General features: G+C 70.0%; 19 protein-coding genes. 12 read left to right on the top strand and 7 right to left on the bottom strand.

Going from position 1 to position 15,564, the window contains the following annotated elements; genetic code table 11:
- Nucleotides 1-7 precede the first annotated feature (7 nt).
- The gene (locus HD597_RS26660) at nt 8-406 is read right to left on the bottom strand and encodes a VOC family protein (RefSeq protein WP_253745456.1); all 399 of its coding nucleotides are present in this window, start codon (nt 404-406) and stop codon (nt 8-10) included.
- Between the two features lie 205 nt (nt 407-611).
- On the opposite strand from HD597_RS26660, the gene HD597_RS26655 reads away from it, so the two are divergent.
- Both HD597_RS26655 and HD597_RS26650 read left to right on the top strand, forming a co-directional pair.
- A complete protein-coding gene (locus HD597_RS26655) occupies nt 612-860 on the top strand; it encodes a beta-lactamase family protein (protein ID WP_253745453.1) in 249 nt (82 codons plus the stop codon).
- A gap of 30 nt (nt 861-890) precedes the next feature.
- A complete protein-coding gene (locus HD597_RS26650; protein ID WP_253745451.1) occupies nt 891-2,762 on the top strand; it encodes a vWA domain-containing protein in 1,872 nt (623 codons plus the stop codon).
- A gap of 478 nt (nt 2,763-3,240) precedes the next feature.
- Here the strand turns inward: HD597_RS26650 and HD597_RS26645 are convergent, their stop codons facing one another.
- A complete protein-coding gene (locus tag HD597_RS26645) occupies nt 3,241-3,807 on the bottom strand; it encodes a GNAT family N-acetyltransferase (protein ID WP_253759483.1) in 567 nt (188 codons plus the stop codon).
- 56 nt (nt 3,808-3,863) lie between these two features.
- On the opposite strand from HD597_RS26645, the gene HD597_RS26640 reads away from it, so the two are divergent.
- Both HD597_RS26640 and HD597_RS64780 read left to right on the top strand, forming a co-directional pair.
- Entirely contained in the window at nt 3,864-4,583 is a 720-nt protein-coding gene (locus tag HD597_RS26640; RefSeq protein WP_253745450.1) for an alanyl-tRNA editing protein, read from the top strand.
- Nucleotides 4,580-5,155, top strand: coding sequence for a helix-turn-helix domain-containing protein (locus HD597_RS64780; protein ID WP_276083027.1), 576 nt, complete (start codon nt 4,580-4,582; stop codon nt 5,153-5,155). Before HD597_RS26640 ends, HD597_RS64780 begins: the two co-directional genes overlap by 4 nt.
- A gap of 173 nt (nt 5,156-5,328) precedes the next feature.
- On the opposite strand, the gene HD597_RS26630 is transcribed toward HD597_RS64780, so the two are convergent.
- Nucleotides 5,329-5,778, bottom strand: a complete 450-nt coding sequence (locus HD597_RS26630; protein WP_253745449.1) for an ATP-binding protein — start codon at nt 5,776-5,778, stop codon at nt 5,329-5,331.
- Nucleotides 5,779-6,073: 295 nt separating this feature from the next.
- On the opposite strand from HD597_RS26630, the gene HD597_RS26625 reads away from it, so the two are divergent.
- Nucleotides 6,074-6,556 (top strand): DUF1801 domain-containing protein, encoded by a 483-nt coding sequence (locus HD597_RS26625; protein WP_253745447.1) that lies wholly within the window; start codon nt 6,074-6,076, stop codon nt 6,554-6,556.
- Nucleotides 6,557-6,673: 117 nt separating this feature from the next.
- The gene (locus HD597_RS26620; RefSeq protein WP_253745444.1) at nt 6,674-7,534 is read left to right on the top strand and encodes an SDR family oxidoreductase; all 861 of its coding nucleotides are present in this window, start codon (nt 6,674-6,676) and stop codon (nt 7,532-7,534) included.
- Here HD597_RS26620 and HD597_RS66925 read toward each other — a convergent pair.
- The gene (locus tag HD597_RS66925) at nt 7,531-7,743 is read right to left on the bottom strand and encodes a DUF4158 domain-containing protein (RefSeq protein ID WP_372513401.1); all 213 of its coding nucleotides are present in this window, start codon (nt 7,741-7,743) and stop codon (nt 7,531-7,533) included. The genes HD597_RS26620 and HD597_RS66925 overlap by 4 nt on opposite strands.
- A gap of 798 nt (nt 7,744-8,541) precedes the next feature.
- Nucleotides 8,542-9,783 carry a serine hydrolase domain-containing protein gene (locus HD597_RS26615; RefSeq protein WP_253745443.1) on the bottom strand — a complete coding sequence of 414 codons (1,242 nt, stop codon included), beginning with the start codon at nt 9,781-9,783 and terminating at the stop codon, nt 8,542-8,544.
- A gap of 398 nt (nt 9,784-10,181) precedes the next feature.
- On the opposite strand from HD597_RS26615, the gene HD597_RS26610 reads away from it, so the two are divergent.
- From HD597_RS26610 to HD597_RS26600, 3 genes are all read left to right on the top strand, one after another.
- On the top strand, nt 10,182-10,910 hold the full coding sequence (locus HD597_RS26610) for a GbsR/MarR family transcriptional regulator (RefSeq protein ID WP_253745441.1): 729 nt from the start codon (nt 10,182-10,184) through the stop codon (nt 10,908-10,910).
- A 176-nt stretch (nt 10,911-11,086) separates the two neighbouring features.
- A complete protein-coding gene (locus HD597_RS26605; protein WP_253745440.1) occupies nt 11,087-11,740 on the top strand; it encodes a hypothetical protein in 654 nt (217 codons plus the stop codon).
- A 635-nt stretch (nt 11,741-12,375) separates the two neighbouring features.
- Nucleotides 12,376-13,140 (top strand): sporulation protein, encoded by a 765-nt coding sequence (locus HD597_RS26600; RefSeq protein ID WP_253759481.1) that lies wholly within the window; start codon nt 12,376-12,378, stop codon nt 13,138-13,140.
- An 81-nt stretch (nt 13,141-13,221) separates the two neighbouring features.
- Here the strand turns inward: HD597_RS26600 and HD597_RS26595 are convergent, their stop codons facing one another.
- Entirely contained in the window at nt 13,222-13,416 is a 195-nt protein-coding gene (locus tag HD597_RS26595) for a hypothetical protein (RefSeq protein ID WP_253745439.1), read from the bottom strand.
- 286 nt (nt 13,417-13,702) lie between these two features.
- Here HD597_RS26595 and HD597_RS26590 point away from each other — a divergent pair, with 286 nt between their 5' ends.
- Nucleotides 13,703-13,996, top strand: coding sequence for a hypothetical protein (locus tag HD597_RS26590; protein WP_253745437.1), 294 nt, complete (start codon nt 13,703-13,705; stop codon nt 13,994-13,996).
- On the opposite strand, the gene HD597_RS26585 is transcribed toward HD597_RS26590, so the two are convergent.
- Nucleotides 13,984-14,292 carry a hypothetical protein gene (locus tag HD597_RS26585; protein WP_253745436.1) on the bottom strand — a complete coding sequence of 103 codons (309 nt, stop codon included), beginning with the start codon at nt 14,290-14,292 and terminating at the stop codon, nt 13,984-13,986. The two genes, HD597_RS26590 and HD597_RS26585, sit on opposite strands and share 13 nt — an antisense overlap.
- Nucleotides 14,293-14,388: 96 nt before the next feature.
- On the opposite strand from HD597_RS26585, the gene HD597_RS26580 reads away from it, so the two are divergent.
- On the top strand, nt 14,389-14,718 hold the full coding sequence (locus tag HD597_RS26580) for an SDR family NAD(P)-dependent oxidoreductase (RefSeq protein WP_308210974.1): 330 nt from the start codon (nt 14,389-14,391) through the stop codon (nt 14,716-14,718).
- Nucleotides 14,719-14,839: 121 nt separating this feature from the next.
- Nucleotides 14,840-15,082 (top strand): glycine zipper domain-containing protein, encoded by a 243-nt coding sequence (locus tag HD597_RS26575; protein ID WP_253745434.1) that lies wholly within the window; start codon nt 14,840-14,842, stop codon nt 15,080-15,082.
- The last annotated feature ends 482 nt before the right edge of the window (nt 15,083-15,564 follow it).

Genomic DNA, 15,564 nt, shown 5'->3' with positions numbered 1-15,564 from the left:
CCCCTTCTCAGCTTGCCGGGAGGGTGGCGTACAGATCGACGCCGTTGCCGTCCGGATCGGCCACCGTGGCGTAGCGCATCCCCCAGAACGCGTCGAACGGCTCGGCGATCCCCCGGTAGCCGGCCTCGACGAGCTCGGCGTAGGTGGCGTCCACTCCGGCAGGCGTGTCGAACTCGAAGCACAGCAGCGTACGCGGCCCGCCCGACGGCGCGCTCCAGCCGGGCAGGAACGGCGTGCGGAAGCCCTCGGTGTCCAGCATGACGTGCAGCCCGTTCGGCAGGTCGCAGCCGGCATGCTCGGGCGAGTGCTCGTCGACCTTGAACGCGAGGCCCAGCCGGGCGTAGAAGGCGATCGAGGCGTCCAGGTCGGACACCACGATGTCGATCGTGTTCAGGATGGGATACATGATGCGCTCCTTGGGACTCGGCCGGAGAGGCTCCCCAGGCCATCCGCGAGATCACTTCCGTGTCCGCTGACGGCCTGGCCCTCACCTCACAGACGATCGGCGGAGACCCCCATACGACACCAGCACGGCAACAACACCAAGACGTTCACCGCCACCGTGGTGCTGCAGCTGGTGGCCGGGGGTCGGATCGGGGCTGGACACCCCGGTGGATGACTACCTGCCCGAATTCGGGATGGACCGGCGGATCACGGTGCGGATGCTGCTGCAGCACACCAGCGGGGTGTTCAACTTCACCGGCGAGTACGTCGAGGACGGCACACTCGTGCCAGGGATGCCCGCCACCCCCGCGGGCAAGGGGCGGGTGGACAACCGGTTCCACGATGGTGAGCCGGGGCGGGGAATCGTCGGGTTCCTGCTGGCCAGAGATGCGGCGGTTTACCTGTTTTTCAGGTGATTGCAAGCGGGATGATCAATAATGCGGGCCATGCCCCGGATACTCCTGGTCATCCTGATCGCCCTGGCCCCTCTGGCGTTTCCCTCCTCGGCGCTGGCCCTCGAACCGTCCGGACAGCTCATGGTGCTGCTCGACGTATCCGGCTCCATGGAGGAGAAGGACGGCTCCGGCTCCACGCGGATCGCCGCCGCCCGCAAGGCCATCGACGGCATGGTGGATGCCGCGCCCGAAGGCGCGCAACTCGGGCTGCGCTCCTACGGAGGTGGCTGCAAGGACACCAAGCTGCACCTGCGGCCCTCCCCGCTGGACCGTGACGCGTTCAAACGCCAGGTCGCCGGGCTGAGGCCCAAGGGCGACACCCCCATCGCGTACGCGCTGGAGCAGGCGGCCGAGGACTTCACCGCCGACGGCCAGAAGACGATCCTGCTCGTCTCCGACGGAGAGGAGACCTGCGGCGGCGACCCGGTCGCCACCGCGCGCAGGCTGGCCGGGCAGGGCATCGGCGTACGCGTGGACGTCGTCGGCTTCCGCGTCGAGAGCGCCACTCGCGACCAGCTCGTCCGCATCGCCAAGGCCGGCGGTGGCCGCTACGCCGACGCCCGGAACAGCGACGAGCTGTCCAGCCGCATCCGCCGCCTGTCCCAGCGCGCGCTGCGCGGCCAGACGCCGGTCGGCATCCCGGTCACCGGCACCGCCGACCGGGGCACCGCTCCCTTGCTCAAGCCGGGCGACTACCTCGACGAGATGCCGCCCGGCCAGGACGTCAACCGCCATTACGCCTTCGACCTGCCCGCGGGCGCCACCGCGTACATCGGGCTGCGGATCGGCGCGACCACCCCGCTGGGAGCCCCGACGGTCATCGGCGCGAGCCTCGGCGTGCTGCCCGCGACCGGCGATGACCCCTGCAACCGGCGCGAACTCGAGACCAACCTGCCCAGCGGCGGCAGCGCGTTCGTGGTCGCCGACGTCCAGATCACCGAAGGCACGGGCCCGTGCGAGGCGGCGGGCCGCTTCACGATCGAGGTGACCAACAAGGCCGACACGGCCCGCCGGTCCACCGCGCCGCTGGAGCTCAGCCTGGTGGTCGAGCCGCCCGCCGTGGACGTCGCCGCGCTCCCCGGCCCCGCCACGGGCATGGAGACCATCGAACCGCAGGTGGAGACGGCCGAGCCGGCACGCGTGGCGGGCAGCGGCTCCTACGACGACGGCCCCGTGCTCGCCGACGGGCGCTACACCGACACCGTGATCCCCGGCGAGGAGATCTACTTCCGGGTGCCGCTCCATTACGGGCAGCGCCTGTCGTACCGGATCGAGGCGCCGGCCCTGTCCGAAGCCGACCGCGCGGCGCTGGGTGGCGCGCAGCTCATGCTGTCCAGCTCCATCCTCAGCCCGGAGAACCCGCGCGTGCTCGGCGGCATCCAGGACAACGCCTGGCGGGTGCCCCTGGGCGACCAGCCGCAGGCGTTCACCGGCACCACCGTGCCCGTCGCCTACCGCAACCGCGAGTCGACCCAGGACTACATCCGCGACACCACCCTGCCCGGCTACTACAACCTGTGGGTACGGCTGTTCACCGACAAGGGCAGCTCGTACGTCGAGGTCCCGATCACGATGACCGTGGACGTGCAGGGCGAGCCCGCCGGCGTCCCCACCTACAGCGACACCATGGGATACGGGCCGCCGGACCGCCAGCAGGGCCTGTCGCTCATCCCTCAGGCGCGGATCGTCACCCCGACCCCCACCGCCTCCTCTCCTCCGCCGTCCCCGGCGGTCTCCTTGCCTTCGCCGTCCCCCGCGGGCGCCTGGTCGGGGGTGCTTCCGTTGCTCCTCGCGCTCTCCACGGCGGCGCTGGCCGTGGTCACGGCGTTCGCGATCTGGCTGGTCCGGCGCAGACGCACCTGACCGGCGGCTTCAGGCTCAGATCTCCGGGGGAGTTCTACGACGTTGCGCGCGTCCCTGAGGACCGAGGGAGGCGGCACCAGCGTGCTGCTCGTCGTCACGGTGCTGGCCCTGCTGTGGGCCAACCCGCCGTGGGGCCTCGTGCAGCACCATGGCCGACGCGATGCCGATGAGGGCGAACCCCGGGCGGCGGCAGATCGTCACGCTACCGCCGGCGATCGCGAAGCTGGCGGCCGTCGAACATCTGGTGCCTACGGCACCGATCTGGTTCGCATCCCGCCCGACAACGGCACCGACGTGCTGCCGTTCCTGGTGCACGCAGGTTCCCCATCGTGTGTGGCGGCGCTGCCGGAGCCGCACGCCGGGTACCTTCCAACGCCGCACACCGGCGGTCCGGGCCTCGTGCAGCCGGCCGTCAGACGACGATCGCCTTCCAGCGTCGACGGCCTGACTCCTGGAGGTGCTCCTGCGCGCCTGGTCCTCACTCCTTGCCGTTCCCATCCAGCAAGCTCGCTGTGTCGTGGTGCGGGAGTGCCAGTTCGAAACGGCTGACGCAGGTACGGGGGCCATCGTCGTGGCGCCGGCCGGGAGCGCCACCCACGAGAACATCGCCTCGATGGACGAAACCTCGCGCCTCGTAATAGCTGCGGAGCCTGCCGTTGGAGGCGACGCAGTCGAGTCGCAGAAAGCGCTGGTGGTTGTGCCCCGCGGCATCTGCCGCCCAGTCGAGCAGGAGCGCCCCAAGGCCCGCCGCCTGTCGACGGACGGCCATGCGGTGAACATATCCGGCGGTCCCCCCGATGTCCGTCCAGAGAGGATCCGACCAGTCAAGGGTGAGGGTGCCGACGGCCGTGGCGCCCAGGTGGGCGAGCCAGGTTTCCCCCCGCTCGATCGCTCCGTCGATCCAGGAGCTTTCGAAGTGCTCCGGCCACTGGGTGACGCCGCGCCGGCGCAGCCACGCGGCGGCCTCGTCAAGCACGTCCAGCACTTCGGCGGCATGGGCCGGGGACGCACGGTGCAAGGTGACGGCGGTGCCGTGCCAGCTCATCTCCACGTGCCGATGCTAGCAACACCGTTCGTTAAGATGAACGTATGGTTCATTCTATGGATTGCCAGACGACCTCGCAGGACGCCCTCTACCTGCAGGACACCTACCTCGTCGACGTCCGCACCAGCGTGACCGCGACCGGGCGCGACGAGGCCGGCGGCAGGTGGATCGCGGTGCGGCACAACATCTTCCATCCGCAAGGCGGCGGCCAGCCCGCCGACCGCGGCCGGCTCGGCGAGTGCGACGTCGTCCCGGTGCGCCACGCCGCGACGGGCCTGGTGGTGCTCCACGCGGCCGAGAACGGGAGCGGCGGGCTGGACGGCCTGTCCGAGGGCGATCTCGTGCACGCGCGCGTCGACGCCGGCCTGCGCCGGCTGCACGCCGCGCTGCACACCGCCGGCCACCTCGTCGAAGCGGCCTGCCGGGCCGAAGGCTGGACACTGGCCGGTAGCAACCACTTCCCCGGCCAGGCCCGCATCGAGCTCACCCCGCCCGCCACCGGCGCCCAGCTCGCCGATGCCGAGGAGCGGGAGAAGGCCGCCGACCGGATACGCGCGTTCGTCGCCGCGGCCATCGCCGACGACCTGCCGGTCACCGCCCACCACGACGACGAAGGACGCCGGATCGTACGGCTCGGCGACGTCCACGCCGCCCCCTGCGGCGGCACCCACGTACGCAGCCTCGCCGGCCTGCACCAGGTGACGATCTCCGCCGTGAAACTGAAGAAGGGCCGCCTGCGCGTCTCCTACACCGCCACCCACCGGCCGCCGCGATGAACGCACCCGGCCGGGACCGCCGTCCCGCCAGCAGCGCCGCCGCCGCGGCCGGCGCCCAGATCCAGCGCCGCCGCCAGCAGCGCGGCATGAGCCAGGCCGAACTGGCCCGGCGGACCGGGCTGAGCAAGGCGACCCTGTCGCAACTGGAGGCCGGCCAGGGCAACCCCACCCTCGACACCCTGGACGCCATCGCCGTCGCCCTGGCCATCCCCCTCACCGACCTGCTCATCCGCCACGGCGACCCCGGCACCGTGCACCTCGCCTCGACCATCGCCGTCCAGCACGAGCCCACCCGCGAACTGCTGCGCCGCATCAGCGGCGGCCACAGCCTGGAGATCTGGCGACTGCGCCTGCCGCCGCACACCGCCGTCGACGGCGTTCCGCACGCCCCCGGCACGACCGAGCATCTCCTGATCGCCTCCGGCAGCCTCCTCGCCGGACCGGCCGACGATCTCCGCCACCTGGAGGTCGGCGACATGCTCGCCTTCGCCGGCGACGCCCCGCACCGCTATCGCACCGACGACACACCCGCCGACGTCACCGTCGTCATCGCCTCCCCGGTCGCCGGCTGAAAGGCCGACCTGGACGTACTCACCTTCCGGGCCTGCCGTGTGAAGACCTGCCGGGCCCGCAAGAGGGTGCCGCCGAGTGCGAGGAGAGCGTGGCCCAAGGGCCGGGCCTGGCGGGGCAGCGCGAGCATCGAGCACGGCCGGTTCCTGACGCCGGCAGGCCGCCTTTCCCGTGGTCAGCCGGCGCGGCGGGCGTCCTGGTCGTGATGAGTGATGTGTCGGCGGGGAAGGCTGGTGATGACCGGCCGGCGGTGGACGTGCAGGCTGAGCAGGGAGCCGAGACCGGTTTGTTCGAGGCGGATCTCGTCGCACAGCCGCCGGATCATCCTCAGGCCGAACCCGCGCGGGCTGGACAGGTCAAGGTGGTCGGCGCCGGCCAGGTGGTCGTGGGTGAGCTTGCCGGCGGCGTAGAGGATCTCCACGACGATGCCCTCGGCAGTGTTGCGTGCGGTCACCATGCCGGCGCCGTGGTCGAGCACGTTGGCGACCGCCTCGTTGACGACCAGCACCAGGTCATCCAGCCGTTGCCCGCGCAGTCCGCTGTGCCGGCCATGGACCCGGATCAGGTCCCGGACGAAAGCAAGGTTGGCGCTGATGGGGCAGCGCAGCTCGAACTCCGCACTCATGGTCGTCTCGCCTGCCGGGTGTCGGGGATGGGCGGCATCGTCTCCGCCTTCCCACCCATCGCGCCTCAAACGTTGGTCCATGTGCTCACCAGTGGGTGCGCCTGGCAGCACCTGCCGGCCTCCTTCGATGTCAGCGTGCCCACGACTGGAAATCACCACAAGAGATCTGGGATCAGCAGCCGCGTACGGCGTCGCGGGGCGTTGGATCGGTCAGGAATCGAGAAGCCCTGACCTGTGCCGGTGCGGATAGCGTGAGGACATCCCCCTCCCGGCGACTGACAAGGAGCAACACGTCATGAGCGGCACATCGAAGGCGGGCAGCGAGAAGACGCGACACGATCGCTCGGAGGACGGATTCTCCGAGCAGGAGCGCGCCGCGATGAAGGCGCGCGCCACCGAGCTGAGGGCGGCGGCACGCGGCGACCGAGGCGCGAAGAAGGCGGCCGCCGATGAGGCGGCGGTGCTGTCGGCGATCGCCGCGATGGCAGAGCCGGACCGTGCGCTGGCCGAGCGCGTACACGCCGTCGTCACCGCCGCCGCCCCTGAGCTGGCGCCGAGGCTGTGGTACGGCCAGCCCGCCTACGCCAAGGCCGGGAAGGTGGTGTGCTTCTTCCGCAGCGGGCAGGCGGACAAGGAACGCTACTCCTCGTTGGGGTTCAGCGTGGAGGCGAATCTCGACGAGGACGATGGCATGTGGCCGACCGCTTACGCCCTGACACGGCTGACCGAGGCCAGCGAGGCGGCGATCAGGAAGCTCGTTCAGAAGGCCGTGCGCTGACGCGAACGCGACACCGCACCGGCCGGTTCGATCAACATGTCCACGTGGGTCACCGGCCGCCATCCAGGCTCGATCGGCGGCTCGCGGCCGTCCGCCATCCACGAACGGAGCACCTCCATGACCATCCTGGTGACCGGCGCGACCGGCACGATCGGGCGCATCGTGGTCGACCGCCTGCTGCGCGCCGGACAGCACGTACGCGCCCTGACGAGGGACCCGGCCACCGCCGCCCTGCCCGACGGCGTGGAACTGGTGGCCGGCGACATCAGTGGCGCGCCCGCCGCGCTCGACGGCGTGGACCGCGCCTACTACCTGGCCGGCCTGCTCGACCCCGATCCCGGCCGCGCCGCCGAACAGGCCGGCGCCTTCGCCGGACAGGCCGTCAAATCGGGGCTCACCCGCATCGTCACCCTCACCAGTGTGGCCGTCACCATCCGGCGGCCGGGCAGCTACGAGATGCTGCACCAGGCCGAACAGGCCATCGAAGCCTCCGGCCTGGAATGGACCCACATCCGGCCGGGCGAGTTCGCCATCAACAAGCTGGACATGTGGGGTGATTCCATCCGCACCGAAGGCGTGGTGCGCAGCGCCTTCCCCGACGCGCTCGGCGTACCCATCCATGAAGCCGACATCGCCGAGGTCGTCGCCGCCGCCCTCGTCCAGGACGGGCACGCCGGGAAGGCCTACTCGCTGAGCGGCCCGCAGGCGCTCAGCCACCGCGAGCAGGCCGCCGCCATCGGCGAGGGACTCGGCAGAAGCCTGCGCTTCGAAGCGCTCACCTACGGCCAGGCGCGCTCCTCCTACATCACCGCCGGGATGCCCTACGACATCGCCGAATACCTGCTCGGCTACCAGGCCGAGTACGCCGAGGAGCCGCCCCCGGTCCTGCCCGACGTCGAACGCGTCCTCGGCAAGCCCGGCCGCACCCTCACCCAGTGGGCCGCCGACCACCGCGCCGACCTCACCCAGGACTCCTAGCGGCCGGACCGGGACGCGAGGCAAGGTCCTTCAGCCCGAACGCCCTGGCGATCTCCCAGGTATGTTCCAGCCGCGTCTTGTCCCACTCGGTGTAACCGCTTCACGCAGGACGGATCGTCGACACCCAGCCGCGCGGCGACGACGTCCAGGACCTCGTCCGGCGCCTCCAGCGGGCCGGCCAGGAAGCACCCCAGGTAACGAACGGTCACGAGCTGAAGCGAAACCGCACCGGATGTGCCGGCCGCGATGCTCCTTGATCAGGACCAGGTCCTCGTTGTCGAGGAAGCGGATCTCTTCTCCATCTCGGCCCGGATGGGCGGGCCGTGGTAACGGCCGTACTTCGCCGCTTCTGAGCCGCTCAGGAAGTCGACAGGCATGCACGCAACGTATGACACGACAGACACAGTGTCGTCGGAGCAATACGACTCGCACTAAGTACTGCCTGCCGTGACAGTAGGTGGATCAACGTCGCGCTGTGAAACCGAACGGAATCCGGCGCCGGCCGCGTTCGGAGGCAGGGAAACGCTCGGCTCGCTGACCAGCGGGGAACCCCGTTAACGCCGGATTCCGTTCCCAATCTCTCTGACCCCCAAGTCCTGGAAGAGGTGACGGCGTAGTCCGGGCCAGGGAAGCCGTCATCTCGGGACATGCCGCGGACATACCCGACTCTGGTTGGCTCCCGCTGTCCAGGCACGGCGTCGGCGATGTCGTGGACGGCCTGCGCGTGCTCGCCGCAGAGCCGCTCGGCCGCGCTACGCGCGGTCCGCGCCCGCCGCCGGCTCCGCGAGCTGGTGCGCGCAGACCGCCGCTGCGCGTCCCGGACATCCATACCGCGTCAGCAGGATGAGATCGAACCGGAGCAGTCAGGCGAGTCCGGCAGCGCCTCAATCGACCACCCCAGATCCTGATCGGGTGGAGAGCACGGCTGATGGTTGCGCGAGGGGCCGGGCCGGCAGACTCGTCCACGAACGCACGGCCGGCCTCGGTTGCGCTCATCAAGCTCGCTCTCAGTCGTCGATGGCCTGGTAGAGGGCGGTCCAGAAGTCGTTGATGGCCCGTGCCGAGTCGGGGGTGGACATGCCGGTCTGGGTGAGCAGGATGCCGATGAGCCGGTTGTGCGGGTCGGCGTAGACGGTGGTGCCGGCTCCGCCGTCCCAGCCGAACTGGCCGATGGGGGCGTAGTCGCCGCGGTGGGTGCGCACCGCCATGCCGAAGCCCCAGCCGCCCTGCTGTCCCTGGCCGTGGGAGAGATGGACGACGCTGCGGGCCCAGGTCCGCAGGGCGGTGGTCTGCTCGGGGGTGAGACGGTTGGTGGTCATCAGCTCGACGGCGGGCCGGGACAGGATGCGTTCGCCGTCGTGCACGCCGCCGTCGAGCAGCATCCGGAAGTAGGCGTGGTAGTCGTCGACGGTCGAGTCGAGTCCGCCGCCGCCGGACTGGAACGCCGGGGGAGTGCTGTGGTGTCCGCCTTCGGCCTGGTCCTCGACGGTGAACTCGCCGGTCTGCCCGTCGGGGGCGTAGAGCGGAGGTAGCCGGTCGATCTTGTGGGCGGGCACGTGGAAACCGGTGTCGGTCATCCCGAGAGGATCGAAGATGCGCTCGCGCAGGAACTCCTCGAACGTCTGGCCGGTGACCCTGGCCACCAGCACGCCGAGCAGGTCGTCGCCGAGGTTGTACAGCCACCGCTCTCCGGGCTGGTACATCAGGGGGAGCGTGCTCAGGCGGCGCATCCACTCGTCCGGGTCCACGCCGGGCAGTAGCCAGCCGTCCTCCTGCCCGTACACGCCCCGCTCGAAGAACGCGGTCAGCATCGGAGCGGTCCGCGCCGTCATGTCCAGCCCGAGCCCCAGCGTGTTGGTGAGCAGGTCCCGTACGAGGATCGGCCGCCGCGCGGGCACGGTGTCGTCCAGCGGGCCGTCGGGCCGCTTGAGCACCTGACGGTCGGCCAGCTCGGGCAGCCACCGGTCCACCGGGTCGTCCAGCCGCAGCCGGCACTCGTCCAGCAGGGCCATCGCTGCGGACACCGCGACCGGCTTGGTCGTCGAGGCCATCCGGAAGATGGTGTCGCGGCGCATCGGCGCGTCACCGTCATGGCGCATCGACCCGATCGCCTCGACGTGCGTCTCCTCGCCCCGGCTGAGCAGCGCGACCAGCCCGGGAATCCTTCCGGATTCGACGTGCCGCGTCAGCACCTCGCGCAGCCGGATCAGTCCGGCCTTGGAGAAGCCGCTGTTGCCGTGTCCCATCATGAAGCTCCTTACACAAAAGGTGGTCTTGAGTGACCGGATCGGCGTTCCGCCCACCGCGGCTTGTTCGAACAGGCCGGCGAGGTCGTCCAACCTCGACGTATCTCGGCCGGGTCATCTGTCTCCTCCGGAGAGTTTCCGGACGTGCCCGTCCCCGGCCTGGAGAACGTTCATGCATCGCTGAACATATGTGACAGTACATTGCAATCATTACCTGGTCAACTTGCTCAGGATCTTATATCCCCACTAGATCGCGCCATGCGAGGTGAGTATTGCAATGACTGTGGCTCTGATTGCAAACGAGGGCCGGTCGCCGCGTTGCAATGAATGGCGAGTGATTGCATACTGTCGGGGCGGGGTGCCGAGCTTCGCAGACGCAGGCGGACGGGAGACGAGCACCGATGCCCGGAGACAGGCTCACCAACGAGGACCGCCGGCACATCGCCGCGAGCCTGGCCGAGGGCCTCGGGTTCGCGGAGATCGGCCGGCGTCTCGGGCGGCCCGCCTCCACCATCATGCGGGAGGTCACTCGCAACGGCGGCCCTGACCACTACGCGGCGCAGCAGGCGCAGGAGGCCACCGAACGGCGTGCCCGCCGGCACAGGAAGGCGAAGCCCCCGGCTCCGCCGGTCGGCGACAGCAGTTACGGACGTGACCCCCAAGCGGTCCAGAACCTCGTGGAATCCTTCGCCGGGCTCCTCGAGCAGCAGGGGATGTCGCGGACGGCGGCCAGGGTGCTGGCCTGCCTGTACGTCACCGACTCCGGCACTCTCACCGCCGCCGAGCTGGTCGAGCGGCTGCACGTCAGCCCCGCGTCGATCTCGCAGACCATGGGCTTCCTCGAACAACAGGGGCTCATCAAGCGGGAACGGGTTCCCGGCGGGCGCCGCGAACGCTATGTCCTCGACGACGACCTCTGGCTCCGGTCCACCCTTGCGGCCATGCACATGAACGACACCCTGGCCGCCGCATCGCAGAGCGCGGCCGAGGTCCTCGGCGCCACGACACCGGCCGGCGCCCGCTTCGGCGTCGCCGCCGAGTTCCTGCTCCTCGTGAACGAGACCTTCCGGCGCGTCATGGAGCAGTGGCAGCGGAACCAGTCCGATCGGAACGCCGAGCACCAGCCGTGAGCACGCGCGGCCTCCGGCGGGTGGGCCGCCTGTCCGGCGTTCGTCAGGCCCGCTGCGGCAGTACTGACCAGTCTCCGATTTATACGTTTTCTTGACGCCTCGACCCCGTCACCAGCCCTTTTGCCCTAGGTAGTGTGCGATGCGTCTTTACGGGTTCCTGGTGAAGGGTGACCGTCATGGTGCTGGCGAAGCGGCCGGCCCCCGCGGAAGGGACGCTGCGTTCGTGGCTGTCGCAGGGCCTGCAGACCGACCGCGAGCAGATCGAGCACGGCCCCCACGTCAAGCGCCCGTGGTGGCGGGTGATGTGCCTGACCGGTGTGGACTACTTCTCCACCCTCGGCTACCAGCCCGGCATCGCAGCGCTGGCCGCCGGGCTGCTGTCGCCACTGGCCACGCTGTTCCTGGTGGCGCCGACGCTGCTCGGCTTCGCGGCCACCGACTTCGTGATCACGATGACGCTGTCGGCGGCGGACGCGACCACGCACATCCTGGAGAACCCGTTCGTGCCGGACTTCCCGCACGGGCAGCGCTACGGCATGGCGCCGGAGTGGACGGGTGCGGTACGGCCGCTGGTGCTGGTGTTCACCGCGATCGCGTTCGCCATCACGATCATCTTCGACGCCGACGTGGAGGCCCAGGGCGGCGCGTACGCCACCGGCGTGCTCGTGCTGATGCTGTCGGCGGCCGTCGCGGTGACCCTGTCGGCGTACCGCGAGCGCCGGCGCGGGGCGACGGCCGGGTTCGCCGCGATCACGGCGGTGCTGACGTACGCTACCTCGACCCGCTGGCCGAGAGGTTCGTCAACGACCTGTGCGGCGACGTGCACGTGATCGCCAACGAGCCGCACGCCCGCGACCGGGCCGAGTACACCGACAAGCTGCGCGAGACCTGGCGGAACCATCGGCTGCGCAGCTCCGAGCCCGCCCTGTCCGTCGAGGTGACGGTGCCGGACGCCTCCGGGTGCGAGACCGAGCCGCACGTCAGGGGCGAGGAACGGTACGGCCACAGGATCCTCACCATCGAGAGCTCCGCCGTACCGAACACCCTGGCAGCGCTCCTGCTGCACCTGCGCGACCGCACCGGCTCGGTGCCGCACATCTACTTCCCCTGGACGGAGGGCAACCCGGGTCGTGGCGATGCTGCGGTATCTGGTCCTCGGCGGCGGCGGCGTGCCGCCGCCGACCCGCGAGGTGCTGCGCCAGGCCGAGCCCGATCCGGAACGCCGCCCGCACGTGCACGTCGGCTGAGTCGGAGGTGGGGGTCTTGAAGAGGTGGCCGTCGTCGGCAGGGAGCCTGCTCGAAGTCCATGGCAGTCGCCCCCAGTGGCGCGAGTACGAGCCGGCCCCCGGATGGGGGCCGCTCTGGGAGGACAGGACATCATGACTATTGGAACCCAGCCCGTCGCCGGGCCGTTCAGACGGGCGAGTGCTCGATTCCTGCGAGGCGGGAGATCGCTGTGATCTTCATGCGGCTGTCCGATGCAGACGGGGCGAGCGCGCCGTCCGTCACCACTGTCCTGGCCACCCCGCGAACCCAGCCCGGTGGTGTCCTGTGTGGCGAGGTGCGCCTGAAGGGCGGTGACGCCGGCGTCGCGATCGACCAGATCTGCCTCGGCCTGGTCACCTCGCCCTACGCGGCGCACGAAGCCGACGGCCACCGCACGAACGAGGAGCTCTCACAGGCGCAGGTCTCCGGCCCTGCCGTCCTGCGGCCGGGTGAGGAGAAGGTGATCACCTTTCAGGCCGCGATCCCCTGGCGGACTCCCATCAGTGAGATCGGCGGCCGGCATCTGCCCGGCATGGCTCTGGGCGTACGAACTGAGGTCGCGATCGCCACCATCGTGGGCAGGAGCGATCTCGAACTGGTCGCCGTCAAGCCGGCGCCTTCACAGTCACGGGTCCTACAGGCGTTCGCGCGACTCGGCTTCCCCTTCAAGTCCGCAGTCCTGCAGCCGAGCCGAGGAGAGGACCCGCCTCACGGACCGCCGCCGTTCCTCCAGAAGATCGCGTTCTACTGCCCAGGCCATCACGCCGGAGTGGTGCACGAGGTCGACGTGACGTTCGTGCCGAGCTCGTCCGACCTGGTGGTGGAGTTGCAGGCGGACCAGCCTCCAGGCCGCCCGACTCATATCGGACGCTTTCGCATGAGCCATGAGGAGGCGCTGCGTACCGACTGGCCCAGTGAGATCGACCGCTGGCTGATGACTCGCCCAGGACGGGCCGGCAGGTAGGCACATGGCTCGGCGTCCTGCCGCGTCACGGCTGTGGCGTCTGCCGGCGGACGTCGAGCCGTCCGTGCCTCATCTGGCTTGTCAAGCGGGTGCGCAACGTCTCCGGCGTCTTGCCGATGTCCCGCTGATCACCAGCGTGCTCTGCCGCACCGACAGCTCGTTGGCGTCCACCACCATGCCCGGCGCCAGGACCAGCTCCACGTCGCCGCCGCTCACCCGTAGCTCCATGAGCAACTCGGACGCGACATGCACGGCGCTGGCCAGATCTAGCAGCACCTCGCACCACGCAGTACAGGGCGGTCGCCCTCGGCGGCGGCAACTCCGGCATCATCTCGACCGGCGATGGCGCGCAATGTGTGGATGGAGAGCACCGCCTTCGGACCGGAGCGGGTGTATCAGCTGGCGACCAGACCAGCAACGAGATCAACCAGCAGAGTCCGCGACGGCCGCTGCCTCCAGTCGGCACCGTGCGGGTGCCGGTCGGGCTGTCGGGCCTGCCGCGCCGGCCTTCGTCGGCCGGGATGCGGCCCTGAACGCCCTACGCCACACGATGGGCACCGGTGTGATCAGTCAGGCGATGCTCGGGCAGGGTGGCGTCGGCAAGAGCGAGCTGGCGCTGCAGTACGCTCACCACCATCGCCAGGACTACGAGCTGGTGTGGTGGATCGACGCCGAGCGCCCCGACCGGATCCGCACCAGCGCTGGCCGCCCTGGCGAGAGCGGCCAGCCGTGTGGTATCGATTCGGTGGCTGCCGAGCCGGCCACCATGGAGGAGGCCGCCGGGTGGGTGTTGGGCTGGCTGGTCACCTTCCGTACGGGGCGGTACACCGTCGAACGGGTGCGTCAGCGGGACTGATCGTCGCTGTGGCCCCACCGCGCCCAGAGGGTGTGGTGCCAGTGGCCGGCATCCGGGCCGGGCCTGGAGATGGCAGGCAGTGGTCCGGGGCTCGTCTCGATGAGGTGGACCAGGGTCCAGGCCACGCCGTAGCAGTCATCGGGGCCGAAGCAGGCCGCCAGCGCCTGCGCTTCCTGCGCCGTGACAGGCCGCGGGATCGCCTCCAGCTGCCGGCTACGCCTGCTGATCTCCTCCTCGCTGCCGTTCCAGTCAGGAAGAGGCCCCTCTGCGGTGAAGATCGCAACCTCGGTTCTCACCACCGTATGCTCGCGCGCTGGAGCCACCGTGGACAAGGTGCTGTTCACCAGGCAACTCGCAGCGCGACTGTCTCGCGCCAGTAGCAGTCCGCCGGAATCCAAAACCACCCCGACAGCGCCGAGAAAGTGGCCGCTGACGTCGAGGCCGTCGGCGGGCAGGCGCACATCGTTCGGCTCGGCCTCGAAGACCTGCCCACCATGGACCGCGCCGTCGCGAGAGTCGTTGAGCGCTGGGGCGGGATCGACGTGCTCGTCGCCAATGCCGTGCGCTGGGGTGGCGATGGGCCGCCTGACCCCAGCCTGGCCGGGGACGGGTGCCGGCCCTTCTTCTTGCCTTTGGTGATGACGAGGCGGGCGGCGATGTCGCGGAGGCTGAGGTTCTGCTCGCGTAGGTGCAGAGGCACGGACAGCATGGCGTCGTCGTAGCTCCGGGCCCTCATGGCAGATCCGGCACTGGTGGTGGGGGGCCTTGATGGTGACAGCTGTCATGCCGGACCCGTGACTGCGGCGTCTACGCCGGTACGCGCTCCTGCCCGAAGATCGAACCATGACGAACAGCAAGAACTCGCCCCACAGGACCGCCGGAATGTGGGCCGGCATCGCGATCGGCATGGGACTGGGTGTCACGCTGGACAACCTCCTGCTCGGCATCTCCCTGTCCCTGTGTCTCGGGGTCGCCCTCTCGTACGCGCTCGTGGCGAAGCGTGAGACCGGCAGTGAGAGCGGACAGCGGGGAAGCCGGGCCGCCGAAGGACAATCCCCGCCGTTTAGCAGAGCGTCTGAGACGTGACCAGGCCGTCTCCTGTATTTGCGCGCGTGTGCAGGGCGTGCCGTGCACGCCGGGACCAGGTCCCGCGCGGTGTGCGTGAACCACCAGCTGGACGCCTATGAAGGCGTACACCCACCCCGCGCCACTGCCGCAGACGCTGACCGCTCGGCCTGCGCAAACGGCATCACGGAGATCGATTCCTCCACCACGTCGGTGGCCGTGACCCCCCCTTCGCCCCCCGCTGACAGGAAGCTTCCATGTAGCGCACCGCTCGCACAGCCGCCACCACGCTGGCGGCCACTGCCGTCCTCATCAGCGCGGCCGCGCAGATCGGCTCCTGCCACCTGCCCTCCACCCTGGCCACCAGCGCCCAGCAACCAGATTGACGCCACCGCCATCTTCTACACCGACCTCACCTGCGCCCTGCTCGGCAACCCACTGCCCCCGGCAGCACCGTCACCTTCATCTACACGTCCTTCCGCTTCGTCACCCCCTGACCACCT

This window comes from Nonomuraea thailandensis, assembly GCF_024172165.1.
GTDB classification, from domain to species: Bacteria; Actinomycetota; Actinomycetes; order Streptosporangiales; family Streptosporangiaceae; genus Nonomuraea; species Nonomuraea thailandensis.
Note: the sequence above shows the minus strand (reverse complement) of the source record. Positions and strands in the feature narration are given on the sequence as shown.